The organism is Streptomyces sp. NPDC002784 (assembly GCF_053592135.1).
Genome location: NZ_JBSFVD010000008.1, coordinates 162,542 through 185,255, shown reverse-complemented (window position 1 = coordinate 185,255; position 22,714 = coordinate 162,542). Strand labels below are relative to the sequence as shown.

General features: G+C 72.2%; 18 protein-coding genes and 1 tRNA gene. 14 read left to right on the top strand and 5 right to left on the bottom strand.

Going from position 1 to position 22,714, the window contains the following annotated elements; translation table 11 throughout:
* Window positions 1–11: 11 nt before the first annotated feature.
* From ACWD1Z_RS17600 to ACWD1Z_RS17585, 4 genes are all read left to right on the top strand, one after another.
* Window positions 12–968: a carbohydrate ABC transporter permease gene (locus tag ACWD1Z_RS17600; protein WP_451119564.1), complete on the top strand. Its 957-nt coding sequence runs from the start codon at window positions 12–14 to the stop codon at window positions 966–968.
* Window positions 965–1,840: a carbohydrate ABC transporter permease gene (locus ACWD1Z_RS17595; protein WP_451119562.1), complete on the top strand. Its 876-nt coding sequence runs from the start codon at window positions 965–967 to the stop codon at window positions 1,838–1,840. The genes ACWD1Z_RS17600 and ACWD1Z_RS17595 overlap by 4 nt, the downstream gene beginning before the upstream one ends.
* Before the next feature lie 2 nt (window positions 1,841–1,842).
* Entirely contained in the window at window positions 1,843–2,433 is a 591-nt protein-coding gene (locus ACWD1Z_RS17590; protein WP_451119561.1) for a hypothetical protein, read from the top strand.
* 83 nt (window positions 2,434–2,516) lie between these two features.
* Window positions 2,517–5,255 carry an exo-rhamnogalacturonan lyase family protein gene (locus tag ACWD1Z_RS17585; RefSeq protein WP_451119559.1) on the top strand — a complete coding sequence of 913 codons (2,739 nt, stop codon included), beginning with the start codon at window positions 2,517–2,519 and terminating at the stop codon, window positions 5,253–5,255.
* Between the two features lie 60 nt (window positions 5,256–5,315).
* Here ACWD1Z_RS17585 and ACWD1Z_RS17580 read toward each other — a convergent pair whose 3' ends face one another.
* Window positions 5,316–7,610, bottom strand: a complete 2,295-nt coding sequence (locus ACWD1Z_RS17580) for an SCO7613 C-terminal domain-containing membrane protein (protein WP_451119557.1) — start codon at window positions 7,608–7,610, stop codon at window positions 5,316–5,318.
* Window positions 7,611–7,695: 85 nt separating this feature from the next.
* On the opposite strand from ACWD1Z_RS17580, the gene ACWD1Z_RS17575 reads away from it, so the two are divergent.
* Together ACWD1Z_RS17575 and ACWD1Z_RS17570 are read left to right on the top strand one after the other, a co-directional pair.
* Window positions 7,696–8,142, top strand: a complete 447-nt coding sequence (locus tag ACWD1Z_RS17575; RefSeq protein ID WP_451119555.1) for an SRPBCC family protein — start codon at window positions 7,696–7,698, stop codon at window positions 8,140–8,142.
* 39 nt (window positions 8,143–8,181) lie between these two features.
* A tRNA-Val gene (locus ACWD1Z_RS17570) sits at window positions 8,182–8,253 on the top strand.
* 38 nt (window positions 8,254–8,291) lie between these two features.
* Here ACWD1Z_RS17570 and ACWD1Z_RS17565 read toward each other — a convergent pair.
* Window positions 8,292–9,017 (bottom strand): exonuclease domain-containing protein, encoded by a 726-nt coding sequence (locus tag ACWD1Z_RS17565; protein ID WP_451119553.1) that lies wholly within the window; start codon window positions 9,015–9,017, stop codon window positions 8,292–8,294.
* 169 nt (window positions 9,018–9,186) lie between these two features.
* Between ACWD1Z_RS17565 and ACWD1Z_RS17560 the strand changes: the two genes are divergently transcribed.
* From ACWD1Z_RS17560 to thrS, 3 genes are all read left to right on the top strand, one after another.
* Window positions 9,187–9,753 carry a DUF4365 domain-containing protein gene (locus ACWD1Z_RS17560; protein WP_451119552.1) on the top strand — a complete coding sequence of 189 codons (567 nt, stop codon included), beginning with the start codon at window positions 9,187–9,189 and terminating at the stop codon, window positions 9,751–9,753.
* A complete protein-coding gene (locus ACWD1Z_RS17555; protein WP_451119550.1) occupies window positions 9,750–10,970 on the top strand; it encodes a hypothetical protein in 1,221 nt (406 codons plus the stop codon). The genes ACWD1Z_RS17560 and ACWD1Z_RS17555 overlap by 4 nt, the downstream gene beginning before the upstream one ends.
* A 91-nt stretch (window positions 10,971–11,061) precedes the next feature.
* Entirely contained in the window at window positions 11,062–13,038 is a 1,977-nt protein-coding gene (gene thrS / locus ACWD1Z_RS17550; RefSeq protein WP_451119548.1) for a threonine--tRNA ligase, read from the top strand.
* Between the two features lie 25 nt (window positions 13,039–13,063).
* Here the strand turns inward: thrS and ACWD1Z_RS17545 are convergent, their stop codons facing one another.
* Window positions 13,064–13,720, bottom strand: coding sequence for a potassium channel family protein (locus ACWD1Z_RS17545; RefSeq protein WP_451119546.1), 657 nt, complete (start codon window positions 13,718–13,720; stop codon window positions 13,064–13,066).
* Window positions 13,721–13,787: 67 nt separating this feature from the next.
* On the opposite strand from ACWD1Z_RS17545, the gene ACWD1Z_RS17540 reads away from it, so the two are divergent.
* Complete coding sequence (locus ACWD1Z_RS17540) at window positions 13,788–14,348, top strand: HIT family protein (protein WP_451119544.1); 561 nt, start codon at window positions 13,788–13,790, stop codon at window positions 14,346–14,348.
* A 42-nt stretch (window positions 14,349–14,390) separates the two neighbouring features.
* On the opposite strand, the gene ACWD1Z_RS17535 is transcribed toward ACWD1Z_RS17540, so the two are convergent.
* On the bottom strand, window positions 14,391–16,046 hold the full coding sequence (locus ACWD1Z_RS17535; protein ID WP_451119542.1) for a hypothetical protein: 1,656 nt from the start codon (window positions 16,044–16,046) through the stop codon (window positions 14,391–14,393).
* Between the two features lie 210 nt (window positions 16,047–16,256).
* Window positions 16,257–18,455: an elongation factor G-like protein EF-G2 gene (locus tag ACWD1Z_RS17530; protein WP_451119540.1), complete on the bottom strand. Its 2,199-nt coding sequence runs from the start codon at window positions 18,453–18,455 to the stop codon at window positions 16,257–16,259.
* A 219-nt stretch (window positions 18,456–18,674) separates the two neighbouring features.
* On the opposite strand from ACWD1Z_RS17530, the gene pgsA reads away from it, so the two are divergent.
* From pgsA to ACWD1Z_RS17510, 4 genes are all read left to right on the top strand, one after another.
* Window positions 18,675–19,424: a phosphatidylinositol phosphate synthase gene (pgsA, locus tag ACWD1Z_RS17525; protein WP_451119708.1), complete on the top strand. Its 750-nt coding sequence runs from the start codon at window positions 18,675–18,677 to the stop codon at window positions 19,422–19,424.
* Window positions 19,421–20,329: a phosphatidylinositol mannoside acyltransferase gene (locus ACWD1Z_RS17520; RefSeq protein ID WP_451119538.1), complete on the top strand. Its 909-nt coding sequence runs from the start codon at window positions 19,421–19,423 to the stop codon at window positions 20,327–20,329. The genes pgsA and ACWD1Z_RS17520 overlap by 4 nt, the downstream gene beginning before the upstream one ends.
* Entirely contained in the window at window positions 20,326–21,498 is a 1,173-nt protein-coding gene (locus ACWD1Z_RS17515; RefSeq protein ID WP_451119537.1) for a glycosyltransferase family 4 protein, read from the top strand. The genes ACWD1Z_RS17520 and ACWD1Z_RS17515 overlap by 4 nt, the downstream gene beginning before the upstream one ends.
* A gap of 645 nt (window positions 21,499–22,143) precedes the next feature.
* Window positions 22,144–22,686, top strand: coding sequence for a hypothetical protein (locus ACWD1Z_RS17510; protein ID WP_451119535.1), 543 nt, complete (start codon window positions 22,144–22,146; stop codon window positions 22,684–22,686).
* Window positions 22,687–22,714 lie beyond the last annotated feature (28 nt).

The following is a 22,714-nucleotide window of genomic DNA, read 5'->3' as shown; positions in this document are numbered from 1 at the left end:
GACGTACCACCATGACGCTCGTCAAGGAAGCGCCCGTGCGCCCGGCCGGGAAGCGGTCCGCCGCGCCCCCCGCCGGGCGGCGCGGGCGGCGCCGCGAGAACCTCGCCGGCTATCTCTTCATGTCGCCGTGGATCGCGGGCTTCCTGCTGCTCACGGCAGGACCGATGATCGCGTCGCTGTACTACGCGTTCACCAGCTACAACCTGTTCACGCCGCCCCGGTGGGTGGGGCTCGACAACTTCACGACGATGTTCCAGGACCCGCGCTGGCAGAAGTCGGTCGAGGTCACGCTGAAGTACGTCGTCGTCGCCACCCCGCTGAAGCTGCTGCTCGCCCTCGGCGTCGCGCTGCTGCTCGCCCAGAGCCGGCGCGGACAGGGCCTGTACCGGGCCGCGTTCTACATGCCCTCGCTCATCGGCGCCAGCGTCTCCGTGGGCTTCGTGTGGCGGGCGCTGTTCTCGGACGACGCGGTCGTGGACCGCACGCAGAAGATCTTCGGGCTGGACGTGGGCGGCTGGATCGGCAACCCCGACTACGTCCTCTACTCCCTGGTGGCCCTGAGCATCTGGCAGTTCGGCGCGCCGATGGTCATCTTCCTGGCCGGCCTCAAGCAGGTCCCGCGGGAGCTGTACGAGGCCGCCGAGGTGGACGGGGCCGGTCCGCTGCGGCGGTTCTGGAACATCACGCTGCCGATGATCTCGCCGGTGCTGTTCTTCAACGTCCTGCTGGAGTCCATCCACGCGTTCCAGGTGTTCGGCTCCGCCTACGTCGTCTCCGACACCCGGTGCGGGCCCGCCGACGCCACCCTCGTCTACACCTGTTACCTCTACCAGAAGGGCTTCAAGGAGGCCCAGATGGGCTTCGCCTCCGCGATGGCCTGGACGCTGGTGGTCGCGGTGGCGCTGGTCACGGCGGTCCTGTTCTGGTCGCAGAAGAAGTGGGTGCACTACGAGGAGGCCGCCAAGTGACCACCGCCACCAGCCCCGCCGCGCACGCCGCGAACGAGCGGCGGCGCACCGGATCGATCGCCTGGCACGTGGGCGCGCTGCTCGTCCTCGCGGTCGTGCTGTATCCCGTGATCTGGGTCGTCGGTGCGTCCTTCAAGCCGAGCAAGGACATCATCGCCAGCCTCGACCTGTTGCCCACCGAGCCGGTCTGGGCGAACTTCTCCGGGCTCGCGGACGGCATCTCCGGCATCTCCATCAGCAGCTTCTTCTGGAACTCGCTGATGTACGCCGGTCTCGCCGTGGTCGGTGTCGTGGTGTCCAGCTCGCTGACCGCGTACGCCTTCGCCAAGATCGGGTTCGCCGGGCGGAACCTGCTGTTCACGCTGATGATCGGCACCCTGCTGCTGCCGTACCACGTGCTGCTCATCCCGCAGTACGTGCTCTTCCGCAACCTCGAACTCGTCGACACCCTGGTGCCGCTCGTCGCGGGCAAGTTCCTCGCCACGGAGGCGTTCTTCGTCTTCCTGATGGTGCAGTTCATGCGCGGGCTGCCGCGCGAGCTGGACGAGGCCGCCAAGCTCGACGGCTGCGGGCACCTGAGGACGTACTGGTCCATCGTGCTGCCGCTGAGCCGCCCGGCCATCATCACCAGCGCCATCTTCACCTTCATCAACGCCTGGAACGACTTCATGGGGCCGCTGATCTACCTCAACACCCCGGAGAAGTACACGGTCTCGCTCGGCCTGATGATGTTCCGCGACCAGGAGGGCATCTCCAACTACGGCAGCATGATCGCGATGTCGCTGGTGGCGCTGGTGCCGGTCATCGCCTTCTTCATGGCCTTCCAGCGGTACCTCATCGACGGTATGGCGACGTCCGGACTGAAGGGGTGACCATGGCCGAGGCCCGCACGAAGGCACGCCGGGAACCCCTGTTCGGCGAACGCTTCGCGCTCTTCGCCGAGGCGCTGCTCACCGGCGTGTGGATCGCCGTGGCCTGCCTCGGGGTGGTCACCTACCCCGCCGCCTTCGCCGCCGGCGCCCGGCATCTGCGGCGCCGGGCGCGGCACGAGGCCGGCGGGTGGCGGGAGTTCGTCGCGGACTTCCGGGCGGCCCTGCGCGCGGGGTGGGCCGTCGGGCTGGCCGGCTGGGCGGCGGCCGCCGCGGTCTGGGTGGACGTCCAGGCCGCGCGGGCCGGGCTGCCCGGCGGGCCCCTCGTCGGCGCCGTCGGACTGTTCGCGCTGATCGGCCTGGCCGTGGCCCTGCTGCGGGCGACGGCCCTGTGGGCACCGGGCCGCACCTGGCGGGCGCTGCTCGCGGACGCCGGACGCCGGACCGTGCTCGACCCCGCCGGTTCCTTTCTGATCATCGCCGGGCTCGCCGTGGTGGCCCTGTCCGCCGCGTTCGTCGCACCGCTCGCGGTCCCCGTCCTCGGGGCCGTCGCGGCGGCGGCCGTCGCCGTGGAGGAGCGGTACCGGCACCGCTGACCCCGCACAGGTCGGTGCCCCCTGGGCGCCGTACCGCTGTCTGTCATGCCCCTGCCCAAACCCTCCGCACGGAAGGAACGGTCATGTCTCCCATCCCTCGCAGGTCCCTCCTCAAAGCGGCCGCCGTCGCCGGCGCCGCCGCGCAGTTCAGCTGGGCGCTCGGGGCCAAGGACGCGCAGGCCGCGCCCCACGCCGCGGCCGGTGACGGCGACCCCGTGACCCTGGACTGGCTGGAGGACGGCGGCCTCGGCGCGGCCCCCGGCTCGACCCTCGGCGTGCCCTGGCCGAAGGGCGCCTTCCAGGAGGACCAGACCTTCGCGCTGACGGACGCGGAGGGCAAGGCGGTGCCCGTACAGACCTGGCCGCTCGCCTACTGGCCCGACGGATCCCTCAAGTGGACCGCCCACGCGGTGAGTTCGGGCGGCACCGGCAAGCTCACCCTCGCCGCGGGCGAGCCCGCCGCCCCCGCGAAGAAGGTCACCGTCGACCAGAGCGGCGGCACCATCGACATATCGACCGGCGTCATCACCGCGCGGATCGGCACGTCCGGCGCCACGCTGATCAAGTCCGTCACCCGCGGCTCCACCGAGATCGCCAGGAACGGCAGACTCGTCCTGCTCCGCCAGCCCGAGATCGAGGACGAGGACCAGGGCCAGGTCAGGACCGAGCGCTTCGACGGCGCCATCGCGAAGGTCGAGGTCGAGCAGGACGGCCCGGTCCGCGCGGTCGTCCGCATCGACGGCAAGCACCGCAAGGGCAACCGCAGTTGGCTGCCCTTCTCGATCCGGCTGTACTTCTACGCGGGCGCCGACTCCTTCCGCATGGTGCACACCCTCACCTTCGACGGCACCCAGGAACCCGGCAAGGCGAGCGGCGACTTCATCCGCGGCCTCGGCGTCCGCTTCACCGTCCCCCTGCGCGACCAGTCCTACGACCGGCACATCCGCCTCGGCGGCGAGGGCACCGGCATGCTCCGCGAGGCCGTCAAGGGCATCACCGGACTGCGCCGCGACCCCGGCGCGGCCGTCCAGGCGGCCCAGTTCGAGGGCAAGAAGCTGCCCGACCCGGCCACCTGGGACCAGCGCGTCACCACCCGCCTGCAGTACATCCCCGAGTGGGGCGACTACACCCTCTCCCAGCTCTCCGCCGACGGCTTCACCGTGCGCAAGCGGACCAAGAAGGGCCACGGCTGGATCGCCGCCGGCGGCGGGCGCCGCGCGAACGGCTTCGGCTACGTCGGCGGCGCCGGCGGCGGATTCTCCTTCGGCCTGCGGGACTTCTGGGAGAAGTTCCCCGCCCAGCTCGACATCCGCGACGCCCACACCGACGCGGCCGAGGTCACCCTCTGGCTCTGGTCGCCCGAGGCCCAGCCGATGGACCTGCGCTTCTACCACGACGGCATGGGCCAGGACACCTTCCCCGAGCAGCTCGAAGGCCTCAACATCACCTACGAGGACTACGAACCCGGCTTCGGCACCCCCTACGGCATCGCCCGCACCTCCGAACTCCTCTTCTGGGCCAACGAGTCGACCCCGTCGGCGGACGCGCTGGCCCAGCAGATCGAGGCGGTACGGGTGCTGCCGCAGCTCGCCGCGCCGCCCCGGCAGCTCATCAAGGCCGGCGTCTTCGGCCCCGGCCTGTACTCCGAGCCCGACCGCTCCACCCCCGCCAAGGCCAGGATCGAGGACCACCTCGACTTCCTCTTCACCTACTACAAGGACCAGGTGGAGATGCGTCGTTGGTACGGCTTCTGGGACTACGGCGACATCATGCACACCTACGACACCGTCCGGCACCAGTGGCGGTACGACGTCGGCGGCTACGCCTGGGACAACTCCGAGCTGTCGCCGGACCTGTGGCTCTGGTTCGCGTACCTGCGCTCCGGCCGCGCCGACATCTTCCGCTTCGCCGAGGCGATGACCCGGCACACCGGCGAGGTCGACGTCTACCACCTCGGCGAATGGGCGGGGCTCGGCACCCGGCACGGCGTCCAGCACTACGCCGACAGCGCCAAGCAGCAGCGCATCGCCAACACCACGTACCGCCGCTACTACTACTTCCTCACCGGCGACGAGCGGGTCGGCGACCTCATGCACGCCAACGTCGACTCCGACGAGACGTTCCTCGTCCTCGACCCGATCCGCAAGATCCGCACCGAGCCGTACACGCCCGACCGGCACGCGCTGTCGGTCGGCTTCGGCACGGACTGGAGCGGACTGGTCTCCGCCTGGCTGACGGAGTGGGAGCGCAAGGGGCCCAAGTGGGAGAAGGCCAGGGCGCGGGTGCTGTCGACCATGGAGACCATCGCCGCGCAGCCCAACGGCTTCGTGCAGGGCACCGGGCTCTACGACCTGGACACCGGTCGCTTCGCCGTCGCCGAGAAGCCGGTGGTGGGGGTGTCGCATCTGTCCGCCGTGTTCGGGCTCAACGAGCTGTGCGCCGAACTCATCGACCTCGTCGACATGCCGAAGTTCAACGAGGCGTACTTCGACTACTGCCGGTACTTCAACGCCACCAAGGCCGAGCAGGCGGCGCGCTACGGGTCCAACTTCGGGAACCTGCTGCTGTTCCAGGGGCACTCGCGGCTGGACGCGTACGCGGCCGTGCAGACGGGGGACGAGAAGCTGGCCAAGCGGGCCTGGGAGAAGTTCTACAACTCCGATGGCTACCGGGAGTCGGCGCCGTGGAAGACCGTGGAGCTGAGCGGGCCGGTGGCGTTGGTGCCGGGTAGCGAGGCCGCTTGGGTGTCCACGAACGACACCGCGCTGTACGGGCTCGCCGCCATCGAGAATCTGGCGCTGCTCGGGCACAAGATGCCATGACGGTGGCGGGGAACTGCGGGCCGGTGGAAGCCGGTCGCGCAGTTCCCCGCCCCCGGTAGGTCAGTTCATCTTCCCGAGGATTCCCTGCACCCGCCGGACGTCCCTGATGCGCTGCTCGTACGTCGCGCCCAGGGCGAGCAGGAGGAGGCCGGCGAGGGCCGGCGGGGCCCATCGGGGGAGGGCGCCCGCCACCTGGATCAGGTAGGGGGCCAGTTCGTGCAGGGCGTCCAGGAGCAGGGTCGCGCCGCCGAGCAGGAGCGGGGCCTGGAGGTGGTGGCGGGCGCCCACGAGGGTGACCGTGAGGGCCGCCAGGCCCAGCAGGAGGGGGCGCGTCCAGTGCGGGTCGGCCCAGGCCGCGACCAGGCTCGGCAGCAGGGTCGCGGCCAGGCCCGGTCCGTACGCCGTCCAGGACGAGGTCCGTGGGTCGCGGCGCCGGCGCAGAGCGCCCACGAGCAGGGCCGGGATCGTCACCGGCAGCGTGTACGCCTCCGGGGTGCCGACCTCCCAGGCCGCCAGGCGGACCCAGGCGGCCAGCACGAAGAGGGCGGCGGACGCGTAGCCGACGAGGCGGCGGTCCGGCCGGAGCGCCGTGGCCGCGGTGATCACGCCGCACAGCGCCAGGACGAGGGCCAGCACGGGCGGGTCGGTGATCGTCAGCGTGATGGCGAGCAGGCCCGCGGCGGCACCCGTCACCTCGACCGGGAGGGCCGCCCCGGCGTCGCGGGCGGCGAGCAGGGCGGCGGCCACCGGCACCGTCAGGACCAGCAGCGCGGTGTGCTGCGGTGCCCAGCCCGCGGCGGCGCCGATCGCACAGGCCAGCGCGGTGGCCCAGACGAGGGCGGCCGGCGCCGCCACGAGAGCGCGGCGCCGGGAGGCCGCCGCGAACAGGAACGTCAGCGTGGTGAGGACGGCCAGGGTCGCGGACTGCGCGGCCAGGGCCAGGGAGGCCGCGTGCAGGGAGGCGGCCACGGCGAGGACGGTGGCCGTCGGCGCTGCCGGGACCAGGGCGAGGGCCGCCACCGACAGCGCCACCACCAGCCCTGCCTCGTAAGGGAGTTGCAGCACCGGCGGCAGCACGAGCGCCGTGGCCCACGCCGGCACCAGCGCCGCCGTCCTCGCTCCGGGGCGCGCCGAGAGCGCCAGTACCGCGGCGACGGTGGCCAGGACCAGCGGGGCCGTCTGAGACAGCGGGGGCCACGGCGCCTCGGCCGTCACCGCGGCCCGGATGTCCGACGGTGCCCCGGACCAGGGGCGGTCGATCCAGGCGAGCGGGCCCAGCAGGGTGACGGCGACGAGCGGTGCCGCCCACAGCACGGCGAGCGCCTGGACCGCCGCGGACGCCTGGCCGAGACCCCGGCGCACCGGCTCGGGCAGCCGCTGCACGCGTACCGCCGCCAACAGGGCGACCGCGCACGCCAGATGCACCGGTACCGTCCACACCTCCGGCAGCAGCACGCGCGGGACGCCACCCGCGGCCGCGACCAGGAGCAGGCCGCCCACGGGCGCCGTCACCGTCGCCGTGCGCCGGGCCGCCGCCAGGGCGATCAGCGCCGCGAGGAGGAGGAGCGCCGCCGCACGGGCGGCGGCGCTCGGACCGGTGGCCGTCCAGGACAGACCCCCGGCCGTCAGCACGCCCCCGGCGCCCATGCCGTACGCGCCCACGGCGGCGGCGATCCGTACGGAACGGGCGGGCACCCGGAGCGCCACAGCGGTGTCGAGGCCGGCGGTGACCAGCAGCGCGGCGGCCAGCCGGTACGGCCCGGCGTCCGCCGCCAACGCCCACAGCAGCAGCGGGAGTTGGGCCGAGGCCAGCGCGGCGGGCAGCGGCAGCCGCAGCTCCGCCGTCCTCGGCAGCAGGCCGTACGCCGTCCAGGCCGCCGCGAGCACCGCCGCCGCGACCGCCGTATAGCCGACCCCGTCCACCCCGCCCAGCGCGACCTCGTGCAGCGCGTACGCGTCCAGCACCGTCAGTGCCAGACCGAGACCCGCCACCGCCTCCGCCGTCGAGCGCAGCCCGCGGGCCAGCAGCGGCAGCGGCGCCGCGAGCGCCGCCACCGTGATCGCACCCAGCACCGCGGAGCGGCCGACGATGCCCAGGTGCCCCCAGCCGACCAGCGTGAACGCCATCGCGGCGACGGTGAGCAGGGCGCCGCCGAGCAGCAGGAGCATGTTCTGCACCCGCGGCGGTGATGCCTCGGGGCGCGGCGGTGCGAGAACCTGCGCCGGGCGGGCCGCCTCCAGGGCGGCGACCAGCCGGCCGCGGCGGGCGAGCAACTGCGACCGGCGGGCGTCCAGTTGCCGCAGCTCGGCGTCGAGGAGCCGCAGCTCCTCGGCGGGGGACGGAATGTGCGTCATGGCTTGGAGTGTGGTCCCCGTCACGCCGTACGACATGAGTGCGCGTACTCAGAACCTACTCACTTCCCGGTGCCACACTCGGCCCATGGACTGGTCCCACTACCGATTCCGCAGCCTGTGGCCCCTGCCCGCGCCGCCCGCCGCCGTATACGCCGCCCTGGAGCGCGCCGACGACTACCCCCGCTGGTGGCCCCAGGTGCGCGAGGTGAACCGGCTCGACGACACCGGCGGCGTGGTCCGCATCCGCTCCCTGCTGCCGTACGACCTGACCTTCACCGCGCGGGAGACGCGGCGCGATCCGGCCGCCGGAGTGCTGGAGATCGCCCTCTCCGGTGACCTGGAGGGCTGGGTCCGCTGGACCGTCACCCCGGACGGCACCGGCAGCCTGGCCCGCTACGAGCAGGTCGTCGACGTGCGCAAGCCGCTGATGCGCACCCTGGCCGTGCCCGGACGGCCCGTCTTCCGCGCCAACCACTGGCTGATGATGCGGGCCGGACGGCGGGGCCTTGCCGCGCACTTGGAAGCGGTTTGAAGGAAACCCGCGAAGGCCTGTATGGTTCAGTGCGTTCCCGGGCGATTAGCTCAGTGGGAGAGCGCTTCGTTCACACCGAAGAGGTCACTGGTTCGAACCCAGTATCGCCCACCGGGAAAGAAGGCCGGTCCGTACGGACCGGCCTTTTCTCATGCCGCCGCCGGCAGATCCGGACGCAGCGGCCACGCCGGGTCCACCGCCTCCTCCGTGCCGCTGCGCGCGAACCACGCCTGGAGCCCCCGCGCCTGCGCCGCGTGCCACACCGCCTGCAGCATGTGCAGTTCGGCGGGCGAGAGCCGCTCGAGCCGCGCCGCGAAACGGCGCCCCACCGCCCGTACGACGTCCAGCGCGGCCAGCGCGTCCGCGCCCGCGTCATGCGCGCCGTCCAGGGCGACCCCGTAGTGCGCGCACAGGTCGGTGAGCGTGCGCCGGCCCTTGCGATAGCGGTCCAGATGCTTGTCCAGCACCCTCGGATCGAGCACCAGCAGCGGAGCCGTCTCGAACCAGTGGTCCAGGGACGACGCCCGATGGCGGCGCAGCTCACGATCGAGGATCGTCAGGTCGAACGGCGCGTTCATCACCACCAGCGGGCGGCCCGCCAGGGCCTGTTCGGCCAGTCGTGCGGCTATCTCGTGCATCACCGGCGCGGGCCAGCGGCCGTTGCGCTGAAGATGCTCCTCCGTCAGTCCGTGCACCGCCGTCGCCGCCTCCGGCACCGGCACGCCCGGGTTCACCAGCCACCGGGTCACCCGCGGCCGGGCGCCCGGGGTGTCCTGGACCACGATCGCCGCCGACACGATCCGGTCGGTCTCGACATGTACGCCGGTCGTCTCCGTGTCGAATGCCGCCAGCGGGCCCTCATACCAGCTCGCCATATCTGCACAACCCCTCGTTCACCCACGGCAGCTGACGCACCGTCCGCTGCCCGTTTCGGTGATACCCGGGCTGTTTGCGCCGTACGCCGGAAGGAGACAACAGGAGTGCGGGTCCTTGCAGTTCAGCGGCCCGGCACGGGGATTACTCTGGCGTGGAAGGCTGTTCGTCATGGCGATAGCGCAGCCCGAGCGGAGCGGGCTGCTGCCCGAGCGCACGGGCCCCCATCGCGGCACACTCGCCACCACCGCCTGCATGGAGACCTTGCAGGTGGGCTATCTGCACGCCGTCGCGGCGGCCGCCGGGTGCTCGCTGTCGCAGCCGTTCCCGGACAACGGCATCGACTGGCACGTCAGCCACAGCGCACCCGGCCACACGGTCGACGACGAGGTCACCATCAAGGTGCAGCTCAAGGCCACCTACCAGATCCCGCCCAGCCCCCCGGGCCGCACCTTCTCCTTCACGCTGGACAACGACCACCTGCGCAAGCTCGCCCGCACCCCGGTCTCCGTGCACAAGATCCTCGTCGTGATGCTCGTCCCGCGCTCCCCGGACGACTGGCTGCGCGCCGGCCACGACCGGCTCGACCTCAGGCACTGCTGCTACTGGGTCAACCTCGCGGGGCATCCGGTCACCGGCCGCACCCGGACCACCGTGCGGATCCCGACCGCACGCATCTTCGACGACCGTGCGCTGTGCGAGATCATGACGCGGGTCGGGACGGGAGGCAGACCATGACGCACCGCCCCATCGAGGAGCCCCCGCGGCCGCTCGGGCCGCACCCGGCCGACCCCGCCGGCCGGCACCGGCCCCCCGAGCCCGGCCAGGTCGACCCCGCCGTCCTCAGCGCCCTGCTGCGCCGGCACGGCTGGCGGCGCCGCGGCGGCGCCGCCGGACGCTACGGCCGTTGGACCCCGCCCGGACCGGACGGCGCCGGAACCAGCCTGCTCGTACCCGAGAGCCGCGCCTTCCCCGACAGCGACGACCTGCTCGGCGAGGCGCTCGTCGCCCTCGCCCGCAGCGGCACCCCCTCCGCCCGCGAGGTGCTGGTCTGCCTCGCCGTGCCCAGCGACGAGATCCGCTGGTGGCGGGACGTGCCCACCGGCCCCGCCGGCACCACCTCCTGGACCGTCGAGGAGCAGCTGCGCGGCGCCGCCCGCCAGACACTCCTCGCCGCCGCCCTCGCCACCCGCGCGCGTGCCGGCTACCACGGTGCCCGGCATCGCCGCCCCGCCGCCGCGATGCTGGAGCACGTCCTGGTCGGCTCCCCGGCCGGCGGCCGGAACCTGACCGCCTTCGTGCCCGTCGGCACCGGCCGCCCGCTCGCCGTACGCCTGCACCAGGCGCTGTACGCCGCCCGCGAGGCCATCGACTACCGGCGCGCCACCGGCGGCATGGACGCCTTCGACGGCGCCGTCGAGGCCGGCGTCAGCCGCGAACTCACCGAGGCACTGATCGCCCTCGTCCGGGGCACCGAGGGCGCACGCATCGCCGTGGAGTGGGCGCCCGCCGCCGCGGTCCCCGACGGCTGCGCGGCCGGTGCCGAGGCCGTCGAGTTCTCCCCGGGCGACCTGCCGGTGCTGCGCGAGGCCGGGGCCCGCTATCTGCGCGCGGAACCGTCCGTGGCGGTGCGCGTCACCGGCGCCGTGGTCCGGATGCGCCGGTCGGGGCCGCGCGGCGAGGGGGCGGTACGGCTGCGGGTGCTGGCCGGCGCCGAGATCCCGCACGTCCGGCTGACCCTGGACGAGGAGTCCTACCGGATCGCCGGCCACGCCCACCTGGTCGGACTGCCGGTGCGGGTGCACGGGCGGCTGGAGAGCCGGGGCGGCTTCCGCAAGCTCACCGGCGTCCGTGGCGTCGTACCCGTGCAGGTCGACGAGGCGGAACGGGACCGGCTGATGAAGTCGCTCCAGGAGAATCTCGACTTCTTCGAGGAAGCCTGCGGAGGGGATTGATTTCGCCCTGACCGGGTGCGGGTCGGTACGATCCCGTCATGCGTGCGCTCCCGGTATGGCGCCGCAGCCCCCCTTCAGTCAGGAGAGACCGGTGTCAGACGTCCGTGTGATCATCCAACGCGATTCCGAGCGGGAAGAGCGCGTGGTGACGACGGGCACTACGGCCGCCGAGCTCTTCGCAGGCGAGCGCTCGATCATCGCCGCGCGCGTGGGCGGCGAACTCCGGGACCTGTCGTACGTCCTGGCCGACGGCGAGGAGGTCGAGGGCGTCGAGATCTCCTCCGAGGACGGCCTGAACATCCTGCGCCACTCCACCGCGCACGTCATGGCGCAGGCCGTGCAGGAGCTGTTCCCCGAGGCCAAGCTCGGCATCGGACCGCCGGTCAAGGACGGCTTCTACTACGACTTCGACGTCGAGAAGCCGTTCACGCCCGAGGATCTCAAGGCCATCGAGAAGAAGATGCAGGAGATCCAGAAGCGGGGGCAGAAGTTCGCCCGTCGCGTGGTGACCGACGAGGCCGCCCGCGCGGAACTCGCGGGCGAGCCCTACAAGCTGGAGCTGATCGGCCTCAAGGGCGCCGCGTCCTCCGACGACGGCGCGGACGTCGAGGTCGGCGCCGGCGAACTGACGATCTACGACAACCTGGACGCCAAGACCGGCGAGCTGTGCTGGAAGGACCTCTGCCGCGGTCCGCACCTGCCCTCGACCCGCCTGATCCCGGCGTTCAAGCTGATGCGCAACGCCGCCGCCTACTGGCGCGGCAGCGAGAAGAACCCGATGCTCCAGCGCATCTACGGCACCGCCTGGCCCTCCAAGGACGAGCTCAAGGGCTACCTGGACTTCCTCGCCGAGGCCGAGAAGCGCGACCACCGCAAGCTGGGCAGCGAGCTGGACCTGTTCTCCATCCCGGAGCAGATCGGCTCCGGCCTCGCCGTCTTCCACCCCAAGGGCGGCATCGTCCGCCGCGTGATGGAGGACTACTCGCGCCGCCGGCACGAGGAAGAGGGCTACGAGTTCGTCTACACCCCGCACGCCACGAAGGGGAAGCTCTTCGAGACGTCCGGACACCTGGACTGGTACGCCGACGGCATGTACCCGCCCATGCAGCTCGACGAGGGCGTGGACTACTACCTCAAGCCCATGAACTGCCCGATGCACAACCTGATCTTCGACGCGCGCGGCCGCTCGTACCGTGAACTGCCGCTGCGCCTCTTCGAGTTCGGAACCGTGTACCGGTACGAGAAGTCGGGCGTGGTGCACGGCCTGACGCGGGCGCGTGGCTTCACGCAGGACGACGCGCACATCTACTGCACCCGCGAGCAGATGTCGGAGGAGCTCGACAAGACGCTCACCTTCGTGCTCGGGCTGCTGCGGGACTACGGTCTGACCGACTTCTACCTGGAGCTGTCGACCAAGGACCCGGAGAAGTTCGTCGGCTCGGACGAGGTCTGGGAGGAGGCGACCGAGACGCTGCGCCAGGTCGCCGAGAAGCAGGGCCTGCCGCTGGTCCCGGACCCGGGCGGCGCCGCCTTCTACGGCCCGAAGATCTCCGTGCAGACCAAGGACGCCATCGGCCGTACCTGGCAGATGTCGACGATCCAGCTCGACTTCAACCTGCCCGAGCGCTTCGACCTGGAGTACACCGGCCCCGACGGCTCCAAGCAGCGTCCGGTCATGATCCACCGTGCGCTGTTCGGCTCCATCGAGCGGTTCTTCGCGGTGCTGCTGGAGCACTACGCGGGCGCCTTCCCGGCGTGGCTGGCCCCGGTGCAGGCGATCGGCATCCCGGTGGGCGACGCGCACGTCGAGTACCTGGAGAAGTTCGCCGCGGAGGCGAAGCGCAAGGGTCTGCGGGTCGAGGTGGACTCGTCGTCCGACCGCATGCAGAAGAAGATCAGGACCGCGCAGAAGCAGAAGGTGCCGTTCATGATCATCGTGGGTGACGACGACATGAACGGCGGCACGGTGTCGTTCCGCTACCGCGACGGCTCGCAGGAGAACGGCATCCCCTTCGAGGAGGCACTCGCGAAGATCGCGAAGGTCGTCGAGGAGCGGACGCAGGTCTGATCCGGCCGTCGGGCCCCCGGGGAGTTCAGCTCCCCGGGGGCCTTTCGTCGTCCTCCCGGGAGAACACCTGGATCAGCCACGACGAGAACGAGCCGGTGACCGCGCCGAGCAGGGCCAGGCCGCCCGCCATCATGCCGACGGCGATCACCCGGCCCCAGAAGGTGACGGGGGTGACGTCCCCGTAGCCCACCGTGGTGAGCGTGGCGCAGGTCCACCAGACGGCGTCCCCGAAGGTGTGCATGGAGGTGCCGGGCGCCCCGCGCTCCTGCTGGTACACCGCCAGGGCGCCCGCGAAGCCGAGCAGCACCGCCGACACCCCCGCGTAGGTGATCACGCGCGCGTACAGCGACAGCCGGGGCTGTCCGTGCCGGCGCTGGACCGCCTCGTACAGCCGGACGATGCGCAGCGGGCGCAGCAGCGGCAGCAGCACCACCAGTGCGTCCAGCCAGTTCGTCCGTACGAAGCGCGGCCCCTGGCCGCCGAGGCGCCAGCGGACCGCGTAGTCCACGACGAACAGCGCCCAGGCGCCCAGCATCACCGCCAGGGTCACATCCGGCCCGAACCCGGTCGGACCGGTGGCCAGGACGCGGACCGCGTAGGCGATGAGGAAGGCGACGGACGCGAGAGCGAGCGGCACCTCGGTGCGCCGCTCCCAGCGGCCCCGACGGTCGTCTTCGTGCACGGGCCCAGCTTCGCCCGAGCCGCTTTCCCGCGAGCCCCGGCGACACGGCTCGAACGGGCGACGCCATATGCTGCATGGCATGACGAGTGAGCCGGAGCAGCAGTGGGGAGTGGGGACGCAGGACGCGTTCCAGCGTCTGTGGACACCCCATCGGATGGCCTACATCCAGGGTGAGAACAAGCCGACCGGCCCCGGGGCCGACGACGGCTGTCCCTTCTGTTCGATTCCGGCCAAATCCGACGAGGACGCGCTCGTCGTCCGGCGCGGAGAGCAGGTCTACGCGGTGCTGAATCTGTACCCGTACAACGGCGGCCATCTGATGGTCGTGCCCTACCGCCATGTCGCGGACTACACCGATCTCACCGAGCCGGAGACCGTCGAGCTGGCGGCTCTGACCAAGCAGGCGATGACGGCTCTGCGCACCGCGTCCGGGGCGCACGGCTTCAACATCGGCATGAACCAGGGCACGGTCGCCGGTGCCGGGATCGCGGCCCATCTGCATCAGCACGTCGTGCCGCGCTGGGGAGGCGACACGAACTTCATGCCGGTGGTGGGGCACACCAAGGTGCTGCCGCAGTTGCTGGCGGACACCCGGAAGATGCTGGCGGAGGCCTGGCCGGCCGTATGACGTGGGGACGGGCGCCGTCGGCCGGACCGGCGCCCGCCGCCGTCACGCGTCGTAGACGTCCGCCTTCCGGGGCGCCGGGTCCTGCACGGCCGTACTGAGGAACGCGGACCGTGCCCCGAACTTCTCAGTGTTCACGCCGTTCTCGTCCAGCACCTTGATCGCCGCCGCGTGCACCACCCGCAGCACCGGAGTGGCCGCCCGCAGGGCGTCGTCGGCCATGAAGCGGTGCCGCCACGGCTTGTCGGCCCAGGCGTGCCGCAGGCCGAACGGCTCCGGCAGGCTCAGGCTGCCGCCGAGCCAGTTCAGCAGCGGCGGGTACCAGCCGAGCGGGGCGCGGGCGGCGAGGCGTACCACCTCGTCGGCGTTGACCAGCGGCAGCTTGATCGTCCGGGTCTCCCAGGGCTTGAGGGACTTGCTGACCTCCCTGGTGGGGGCCTCGGACTTCGAGGTGAACAGGGGGTGCACCGGGCCGAGCGCGTGGCCGGTGACCTCGATGCGCAGGGTCTCGTGCAGCACGGTGACCGTGATCAGCATGGTGATCACCAGCTGTCCGTCCCACAGGGTCCACTGCACGCCCAGGTAGTGCCGGTCGCCCGCGCCGAACTGCTGCTTGTTGCAGATCTCCTGTATCGCGTGCTGCTTGACCTGGTAGGCCTCGACGTCGGTGCCGCCGGGCCTGGCCACCGCCTTGGCGTTCTCGCCGATCGGCGTGACGACCCAGTGCCGTATGGACGGGGTCGGGAAGCCGCCGGTGTTCAGCGGGCCGCGCGCCAGCATCTTCAGCTGGTCGTGGATGGACCGTATGACGTCCCAGCTGCGGAAGGGGTGGATCTCACGGGTGGGGTCGGCGGAGACGAGATCCTCGGCGAGCTGCCAGCTGCCCCAGCGGGTGCCCATGCCGAGGATGCCCTTGGGGCCGGCGTAGAACACGGAGTTGGACTGCTGCTCGGCGCTGAGCTTGGCCAGGGACTGGCGGAGCTGCTCGGCCGCGTTCTCGCCGGGGCTGCTGGGGACGGCCTCGGGGACCTTGGCGCCGACGCTGCTGCCGGCCAGCAGGCCGTCCCAGCGCTCGCGCAGGTCCGCGGCCGTGCGCTCGCAGATCTGCTTGGCCAGGTACCAGCCGACGACGGGCAGGACGAGCGAGGCGCGCGCATACCAGGCCCAGAAGCCGGTGAACGGCATCTTGACCAGGAAGAGCACGGCGAGGGCTCCGACGGCGACGAGCAGCACGGTGGCGAGCGCGCCGACCCGCCGGTCCTCGCGCCTGGTCATGCTGGTGCGCAGCTGGAACACGAGCAGCCAGGCGAGCAGTCCGGGCAGGAAGAGGACGCCGCACAGGACCATCACGACGGTCAGGCGGTTGTCGCGATCCTTGCGGATGTTGTTGGCCGCCAGGCAGTGCTCGACGACGACCTGCGGCTCGGCGCCGAAGGACTGGATGAGGGGTTTGCGGCCGGGGCCGATCATGCGGTCGACGACCGCGCGGGAGAAGGCCTCGCCGAGGTTCGGCCGGAACAGCTTGATCTTGCCCGCCTTGACGGCGGACTGGTGCCATTCGCTGTTGGCGTCCAGGATCTGCTCGACGCCGGTGTCGCGGTAGGCCGCCGAGGCCAGCGCGAACGTCGCCGTCTGTCCCTCGGCGCCCGTGCGCGGCACCTGGGGACCGAAGATGTCCCCGTAACCGCTGTCAACGGTCATTCCCGCCCCCGATCGCCGCCCACTGTCGTTCTGCGGCCTTCCCGACTTCCCTGCCCCGCACACCTGTTGATCAGGTCATCAGGGTATCCGCAGTCACCGGCAGTTCGTCGGCGGACGGCCGAAGCCGCCCGCCGACGCGGAGGGGAGCGCTGCACAAGGGCCTTCCGGGCGGGACCCGTTCGACCCCGCCCGGCTGGTGCCCGGTACCAACTACGCCGATTCCCGGGTCTGTTCACGGACCCTTTCGGCGACCTGCGGCGGCATCGGCTCGTGCCGCGCGTAGCAGCGGTGGAAGCGGGCGGTACCGTGCGACAGGGAGCGCAGGTCGACGGCGTACCGGCCGATCTCGATCTCCGGCACCTCGGCGCGGACCAGGGTGCGGTTGCCCGTGGTCTGCTCGGTGCCGAGCACCCGGCCGCGCCGCCCGGACAGGTCGCTCATCACGGCGCCCACGTACTCGTCGCCGACCAGCACACTCACCTCGGCGACCGGCTCCAGGAGGTGGATCTTCGCGTCGGCCGCGGCCTCCCGCAGGGCCAGCGCGCCGGCCGTCTGGAAGGCGGCGTCGGAGGAGTCCACCGAGTGCGCCTTGCCGTCGGTGAGGGTGACCCGGACGTCGATGAGCGGATGGCCGGCCGCGACTCCCCTGGCGGCCTGGGCGCGTACGCCCTTCTCGACGGAGGGGATGAACTGCCGCGGTACGGCTCCGCCGACCACCTTGTCCACGAACTCGATGCCCGAGCCGCCGGGCAGCGGCTCGACCTCGATCTCGCAGATGGCGTACTGCCCGTGCCCGCCGGACTGCTTCACATGCCGCCCGCGCCCGGCCGACCTGGCGGCGAACGTCTCCCGCAGCGACACCCGGTGCGGTACGACGTCGACCTGGACGCCGTAGCGGCTGCGCAGCCGCTCCAGGGCCACGTCGGCGTGGGCCTCGCCGAGGCACCACAGGACCACCTGGTGGGTGTCCTGGTTCTGCTCCAGACGCATGGTGGGGTCCTCGGCGACCAGCCGGGACAGGCCCTGGGAGAGCTTGTCCTCGTCGGCCTTGCTGTGCGCCTGGATGGCCAGCGGCAGCAGCGGGTCGGGCATCTCCCACGGTTCCATCAGCAGCGGGTCGTCCTTGGCGGAGAGGGTGTCGCCGGTCTCCGCGCGGTTCAGTTTCGCCACGCTGGCGAGGTCGCCGGCGATGCAGTGGGTCAGGGCCCGCTGCTGCTTGCCGAACGGCCGGGACAGCGCGCCGATCCGTTCGTCGACGTCGTGGTCCTCGTGCCCGCGGTCGGCGAGGCCGTGCCCGGAGACATGGACCGTCTGGTCGGGGCGCAGGGTGCCGGAGAAGACGCGGACGAGCGAGACCCGGCCGACGTAGGGGTCCGACGCCGTCTTGACGACCTCCGCGACCAGCGGCCCCTCCGGATCGCACAGCTTCAGCTCGCGCGGCTTGCCGTCGATCGTGGTGACCCGGGGCGCCTCGCGCTCCAGAGGGGTCGGGAAGCCGCCGGTGACCAGCTCCAGCAGCTCGATGGTGCCGAGGCCGTGCCGGGCGCCCTCGGCCGCGGGGGCGGCGGCCAGGACGGGGAAGAAGACCCCGCGCGCGACGGCCCGCTCCAGGTCCTGGATGAGGGTCTTGACGTCGACCTGCTCGCCGCCGAGATAGCGGTCCATGAGGGTCTCGTCCTCGCTCTCGGCGATGATCCCCTCGATGAGCCGGTTGCGGGCCTCCTCGATCCGGGGCAGCAGGTCCGCTCCGGGTTCGGACTCCTTGCGCTCCCCGGAGGAGTAGTCGAACAGCTTCCGCGACAGCAGCCCGATCAGGCCGGTCACCGGCGCGTGCCCGTCCGGTGCCGGCGGGCCGTGCAGGGGCAGGTAGAGCGGGAGCACGGCGTCGGGGTCGTCGGCGCCGAAGGCGTCCGCGCAGATCCGCGTCATCTCCTCGTAGTCCGCGCGCGCGGACTCCAGGTGCGTGATCACGATGGCGCGCGGCATGCCGACCGCCGCGCACTCCTCCCACACCATGCGGGTCGAGCCGTCCACGCCGTCGGAGGCCGAGACGACGAAAAGGGCCGCGTCCGCCGCTCGCAGACCGGCCCTGAGTTCCCCGACGAAGTCGGCGTATCCGGGGGTGTCCAGAAGGTTGACCTTGATGCCGTCCCATTCGACGGGCACCAGGGAGAGCTGTACCGAGCGTTGCTGGCGGTGCTCGATGTCGTCGTAGTCGGAAACGGTGCCGCCGTCCTCCACGCGGCCCGCCCGGTTCACTGCCCCCGCGGTGAGCGCGAGAGCTTCCACCAACGTCGTCTTGCCCGATCCGGAGTGGCCGACCAGCACCACATTCCGTACGGACGCGGGGTGGTCGGCCGCCGTTGCCCTGCCGGCGGCTCCGGGGTGTGCGTTCGCCTTGTCGCCCATGGCCTTGCCTCCCGTGCACGGTGAGGTCTTCTGGGGGCGCGGACGTGCGACTCCGCGTTCGGTGGCGGCTCCGGTGACGCCCGCGGTTCTTCGAGCTTTCCACTCCCGTCACGGTGCGTCCATACGGCGGACGTGATCGCGCCCGCCGGTCCCGCCCGCCGCTCCTGCCCGTCCCGTGAACCGGCGCCCGGCCGCCGCGGCCACGCGCGCGTGGCTACGATGGGCCAGCCGGTGGCCAGCAGGGGCCGCGCGGCCACACCGAACCTCGGGAAGGCCATGCTGAACAAGTACGCGCGTGCATTCTTCACGCGTGTCCTCACACCGTTCGCCGCGTTTCTGATCCGGCGGGGCGTCAGCCCCGACACGGTCACGCTGATCGGCACCGCCGGCGTGATGGCGGGCGCGCTGGTGTTCTACCCGCAGGGCGAGTTCTTCTGGGGCACGGTCGTGATCACGCTGTTCGTGTTCTCCGACCTCGTCGACGGCAACATGGCCCGCCAACTGGGCCGCTCCAGCCGCTGGGGGGCCTTCCTGGACTCCACGCTCGACCGGGTCGCCGACGGCGCCGTCTTCGGCGGCTTCGCGCTCTGGTACGCCGGGGGCGGCGACGACCTCGTGCTGTGCGCGGTCTCCATCTTCTGCCTGGCGAGCGGCCAGGTGGTGTCGTACACCAAGGCCCGGGGCGAGTCGATCGGGCTGCCGGTCGCCGTGAACGGTCTCATCGAGCGGGCCGAGCGGCTGGTGATCTCCCTGGTCGCGGCCGGACTCGCGGGCCTGCACGCCTTCGGGGTGCCCGGCATCCAGTACCTGCTGCCCGTCGCGCTGTGGATCGTCGCCGTGGGCAGCCTGATCACGCTGATCCAGCGGGTCGTCACCGTCCGCCGGGAATCCGCCGAGGCGGACCGGGCCGACGCGGCCGGGAACACCGGGCAGGGGAGCACCGCGCGGGGGAACGAGGCCGCGAAATGAGCGCCCGGGAGCGGCTGACGGACGCGCTGTACGGCCTGGGCTGGAGCACCGTGAAGAAGCTGCCCGAGCCGGTCGCGGTACGGCTCGGCCAGGCGATCGCGGACGCCGCGTGGAAGCGGCGCGGCCAGGGCGTGCTGCGGCTGGAGAGCAACTACGCGCGCGTGGTGCCCGACGCGAGCCCCCAGCGCCTCGCCGAACTCTCCCGCGCGGGCATGCGCTCGTACCTGCGCTACTGGATGGAGTCCTTCCGGCTCCCGGCCTGGAGCGCGGAACGCATCAGGACCGGGGTCGAGATCAAGGACCTGCACCGCCTGACCGAGGGCCTGGCGGCCGGCAAGGGCGTCGTCCTGGCACTGCCGCACCTCGGCAACTGGGACCTGGCCGGCGCCTACGCGACCACCGCGCTGAACACGCCGTTCACGACGGTCGCCGAGCGGCTGAAGCCGGAGACCCTCTACGACCGGTTCGTCGCCTACCGCGAGGGCCTCGGCATGGAGGTGCTGCCGCACAGCGGCGGCTCCGCGTTCGGCACGCTGGCCCGGCGGCTGCGCGACGGCGGACTGGTCTGCCTGGTCGCCGACCGGGATCTGTCCGCCTCCGGCGTCGAGGTCAAGTTCTTCGGCGAGACGGCCCGGATGCCGGCCGGACCGGCGCTGCTCGCCCAGCACACGGGCGCGCTGCTGCTTCCGGCGACGCTCTGGTACGACGGCCCGCGCATGATGCGGGGCCGGGTGCATCCCCCGGTCGAGGTGCCCGAGACAGGTACCCGGGCCGAGAAGACGTCTGTCATGACACAGGCGCTGGCCGACGCCTTCGCCACGGGGATCGCCGAGCATCCGGAGGACTGGCACATGCTGCAGCGCTTGTGGGTGGCCGATCTCGACTCCGCGAAGGGCTCGTCGTGAGGATCGGCATCGTCTGCCCGTACTCCTGGGACGTGCCGGGCGGCGTCCAGTTCCACATCCGGGACCTGGCCGAGTACTTCATCCGCCTCGGCCACGAGGTGTCCGTGCTGGCTCCCGCCGACGACGACACCCCGCTGCCGCCGTACGTCGTCTCGGCCGGCCGTGCCGTCCCGGTGCCGTACAACGGCTCGGTGGCCCGGCTGAACTTCGGTTTCCTGTCGGCCGCGCGGGTGCGGCGCTGGCTGCACGACGGCGCGTTCGACGTCGTCCACATCCACGAGCCGTCCTCGCCGTCCCTCGGGCTGCTGACCTGCTGGGCCGCGCAGGGCCCGCTGGTCGCGACCTTCCACACCTCCAACCCGCGCTCCAAGGCCATGATCGCCGCGTACTCGATCCTCCAGGCCGCCCTGGAGAAGATCAGCGCGCGGATCGCGGTCAGCGAGTACGCCCGCCGCACGCTGGTGGAGCACCTGGGAGGGGACGCGGTCGTCATCCCCAACGGCGTCGACGTCGACTTCTTCGCCAAGGCCGAGCCCAAGCCGGAGTGGCAGGGTGACACGATCGGGTTCATCGGCCGGATCGACGAACCGCGCAAGGGCCTGCCGGTGCTGGTGAAGGCGCTGCCGCGGATCCTCGCCGCGCGGCCGCAGGCCCGGCTGCTGGTCGCCGGGCGCGGTGACGCGGAGGAGGCGGTGGAGGACCTGCCGCAGGACCTGCGCTCGCGCGTGGAGTTCCTCGGCATGGTCAGCGACGAGGACAAGGCACGCTTCCTGCGCAGTGTCGACCTCTACGTCGCCCCCAACACCGGCGGCGAGAGCTTCGGGATCATCCTGGTCGAGGCGATGTCGGCGGGGGCGCCGGTGCTCGCCTCGGACCTGGACGCCTTCGCCCAGGTACTGGACCAGGGAGCGGCGGGCGAACTGTTCGCCAACGAGAACGCCGACGCGCTCGCCGAGGCGGCGGTACGGCTGCTGGAGGACCCGGCCCGGCGCGCGGAACTGCGCGAGCGGGGCAGCGCCCATGTCCGGCGGTTCGACTGGTCGACGGTCGGCGCGGACATCCTGTCGGTGTACGAGACGGTGACCGACGGAACGACAGCGGTAGCAGCGGACGACCGCACGGACCGGTTCCCGGGGCTACGGGCACGGCTCGGGTTGGCGCGGGACTGAGCCGGGGGGCGCCGCTTGGCAGGGCCGGCCGCGTGTGGGGGCTGGGGCGGCGGTACGGGTATGCGTGCGCCGGTTCGTCGTGAGGCGCGCGTATGGGTGGCGCGGCTTCAGCGGGCGTGGTGGCCCGGCGCGCACAGGTGCTGCGAGGGCTCGCCGGGTCGGTGCCCGGCGCTGGCAGCACGGCGCGTGCCCCGGAGTGATGCGGACGGCCAGGGCCGAGTGGCGGCACGCTGGGGGGTCGGGCAGGGGCGTGTGGGCGTGTGGCCCGGCGTGTCGTTGTGCGCGGGTGTTCTTGGCGTGTGCGCGCTTGGCTTCGGCCGGTGTGGGGTGCCCAGCCCTTGGGCCCGGCCGAGGCCCGAGAGCGGGTCGTGCCCACACCGCCCCCGGCCGAGACCACACACGCCGACACGGTGAGCACCCGCCCAAGTGGACCGGGGCCCAAAGGGCTGGGCGCCCCGCACCCCCCGACCGGAACCACGCGCGCTCACGCGGTGAGCACCCACCCAAGCGCGCCGGGACCCAAGGGGTTGGGCACCCCACACCGCCCCGGCCGAGACCACGCGCGCACTTGCGGTGAGCACCGCCCAAGCGCACCGGCATGGGCGCTCGTAGCGTGCCGGTGGGGTCTCGGTAACCTTGCCGCCCGTGACCGCAACCCTCATCTGGATCCTCGTCGCCCTCGTCGCGATCGGCCTGTATCTGAGCTGGACCGCGGGCCGTCTGGACCGGCTGCACGCCCGGATCGACGCGACCCGTGCCGCCCTGGACGCCCAGTTGCTCAGGCGGGCCTCGGTGACCCAGGAACTCGCCACCTCCGGGGTGCTCGACCCGGCCGCCTCGATCGTCCTCTACGAGGCAGCCCACGCCGCCCGGCAGGCCGAGGAGGAGCACCGGGAGGTCGCCGAGAGCGAACTCAGCCAGGCGCTGCGGGCCGTGTTCGCCGAGGCCCAGCAGGTCGAGGAGGTCCGCCAGGCGCCCGGGGGAGAGGAGGCCGCCCGCGAACTGACCGAGGCGGTGCGCAGGGTGCCGATGGCCCGTCGCTTCCACAACGACGCGGTACGCGCCGCCCGCTCGCTGCGCCGGCACCACAAGGTCCGCTGGTTCCGGCTGGCCGGCCACGCGCCGTTCCCGCTGGCCTTCGAGATGGACGACGAGCCCCCGTCGGCGCTCACGGACCGGTCCGCCTAGGCCGCCGTACCCGAAAAGGATCCACCGC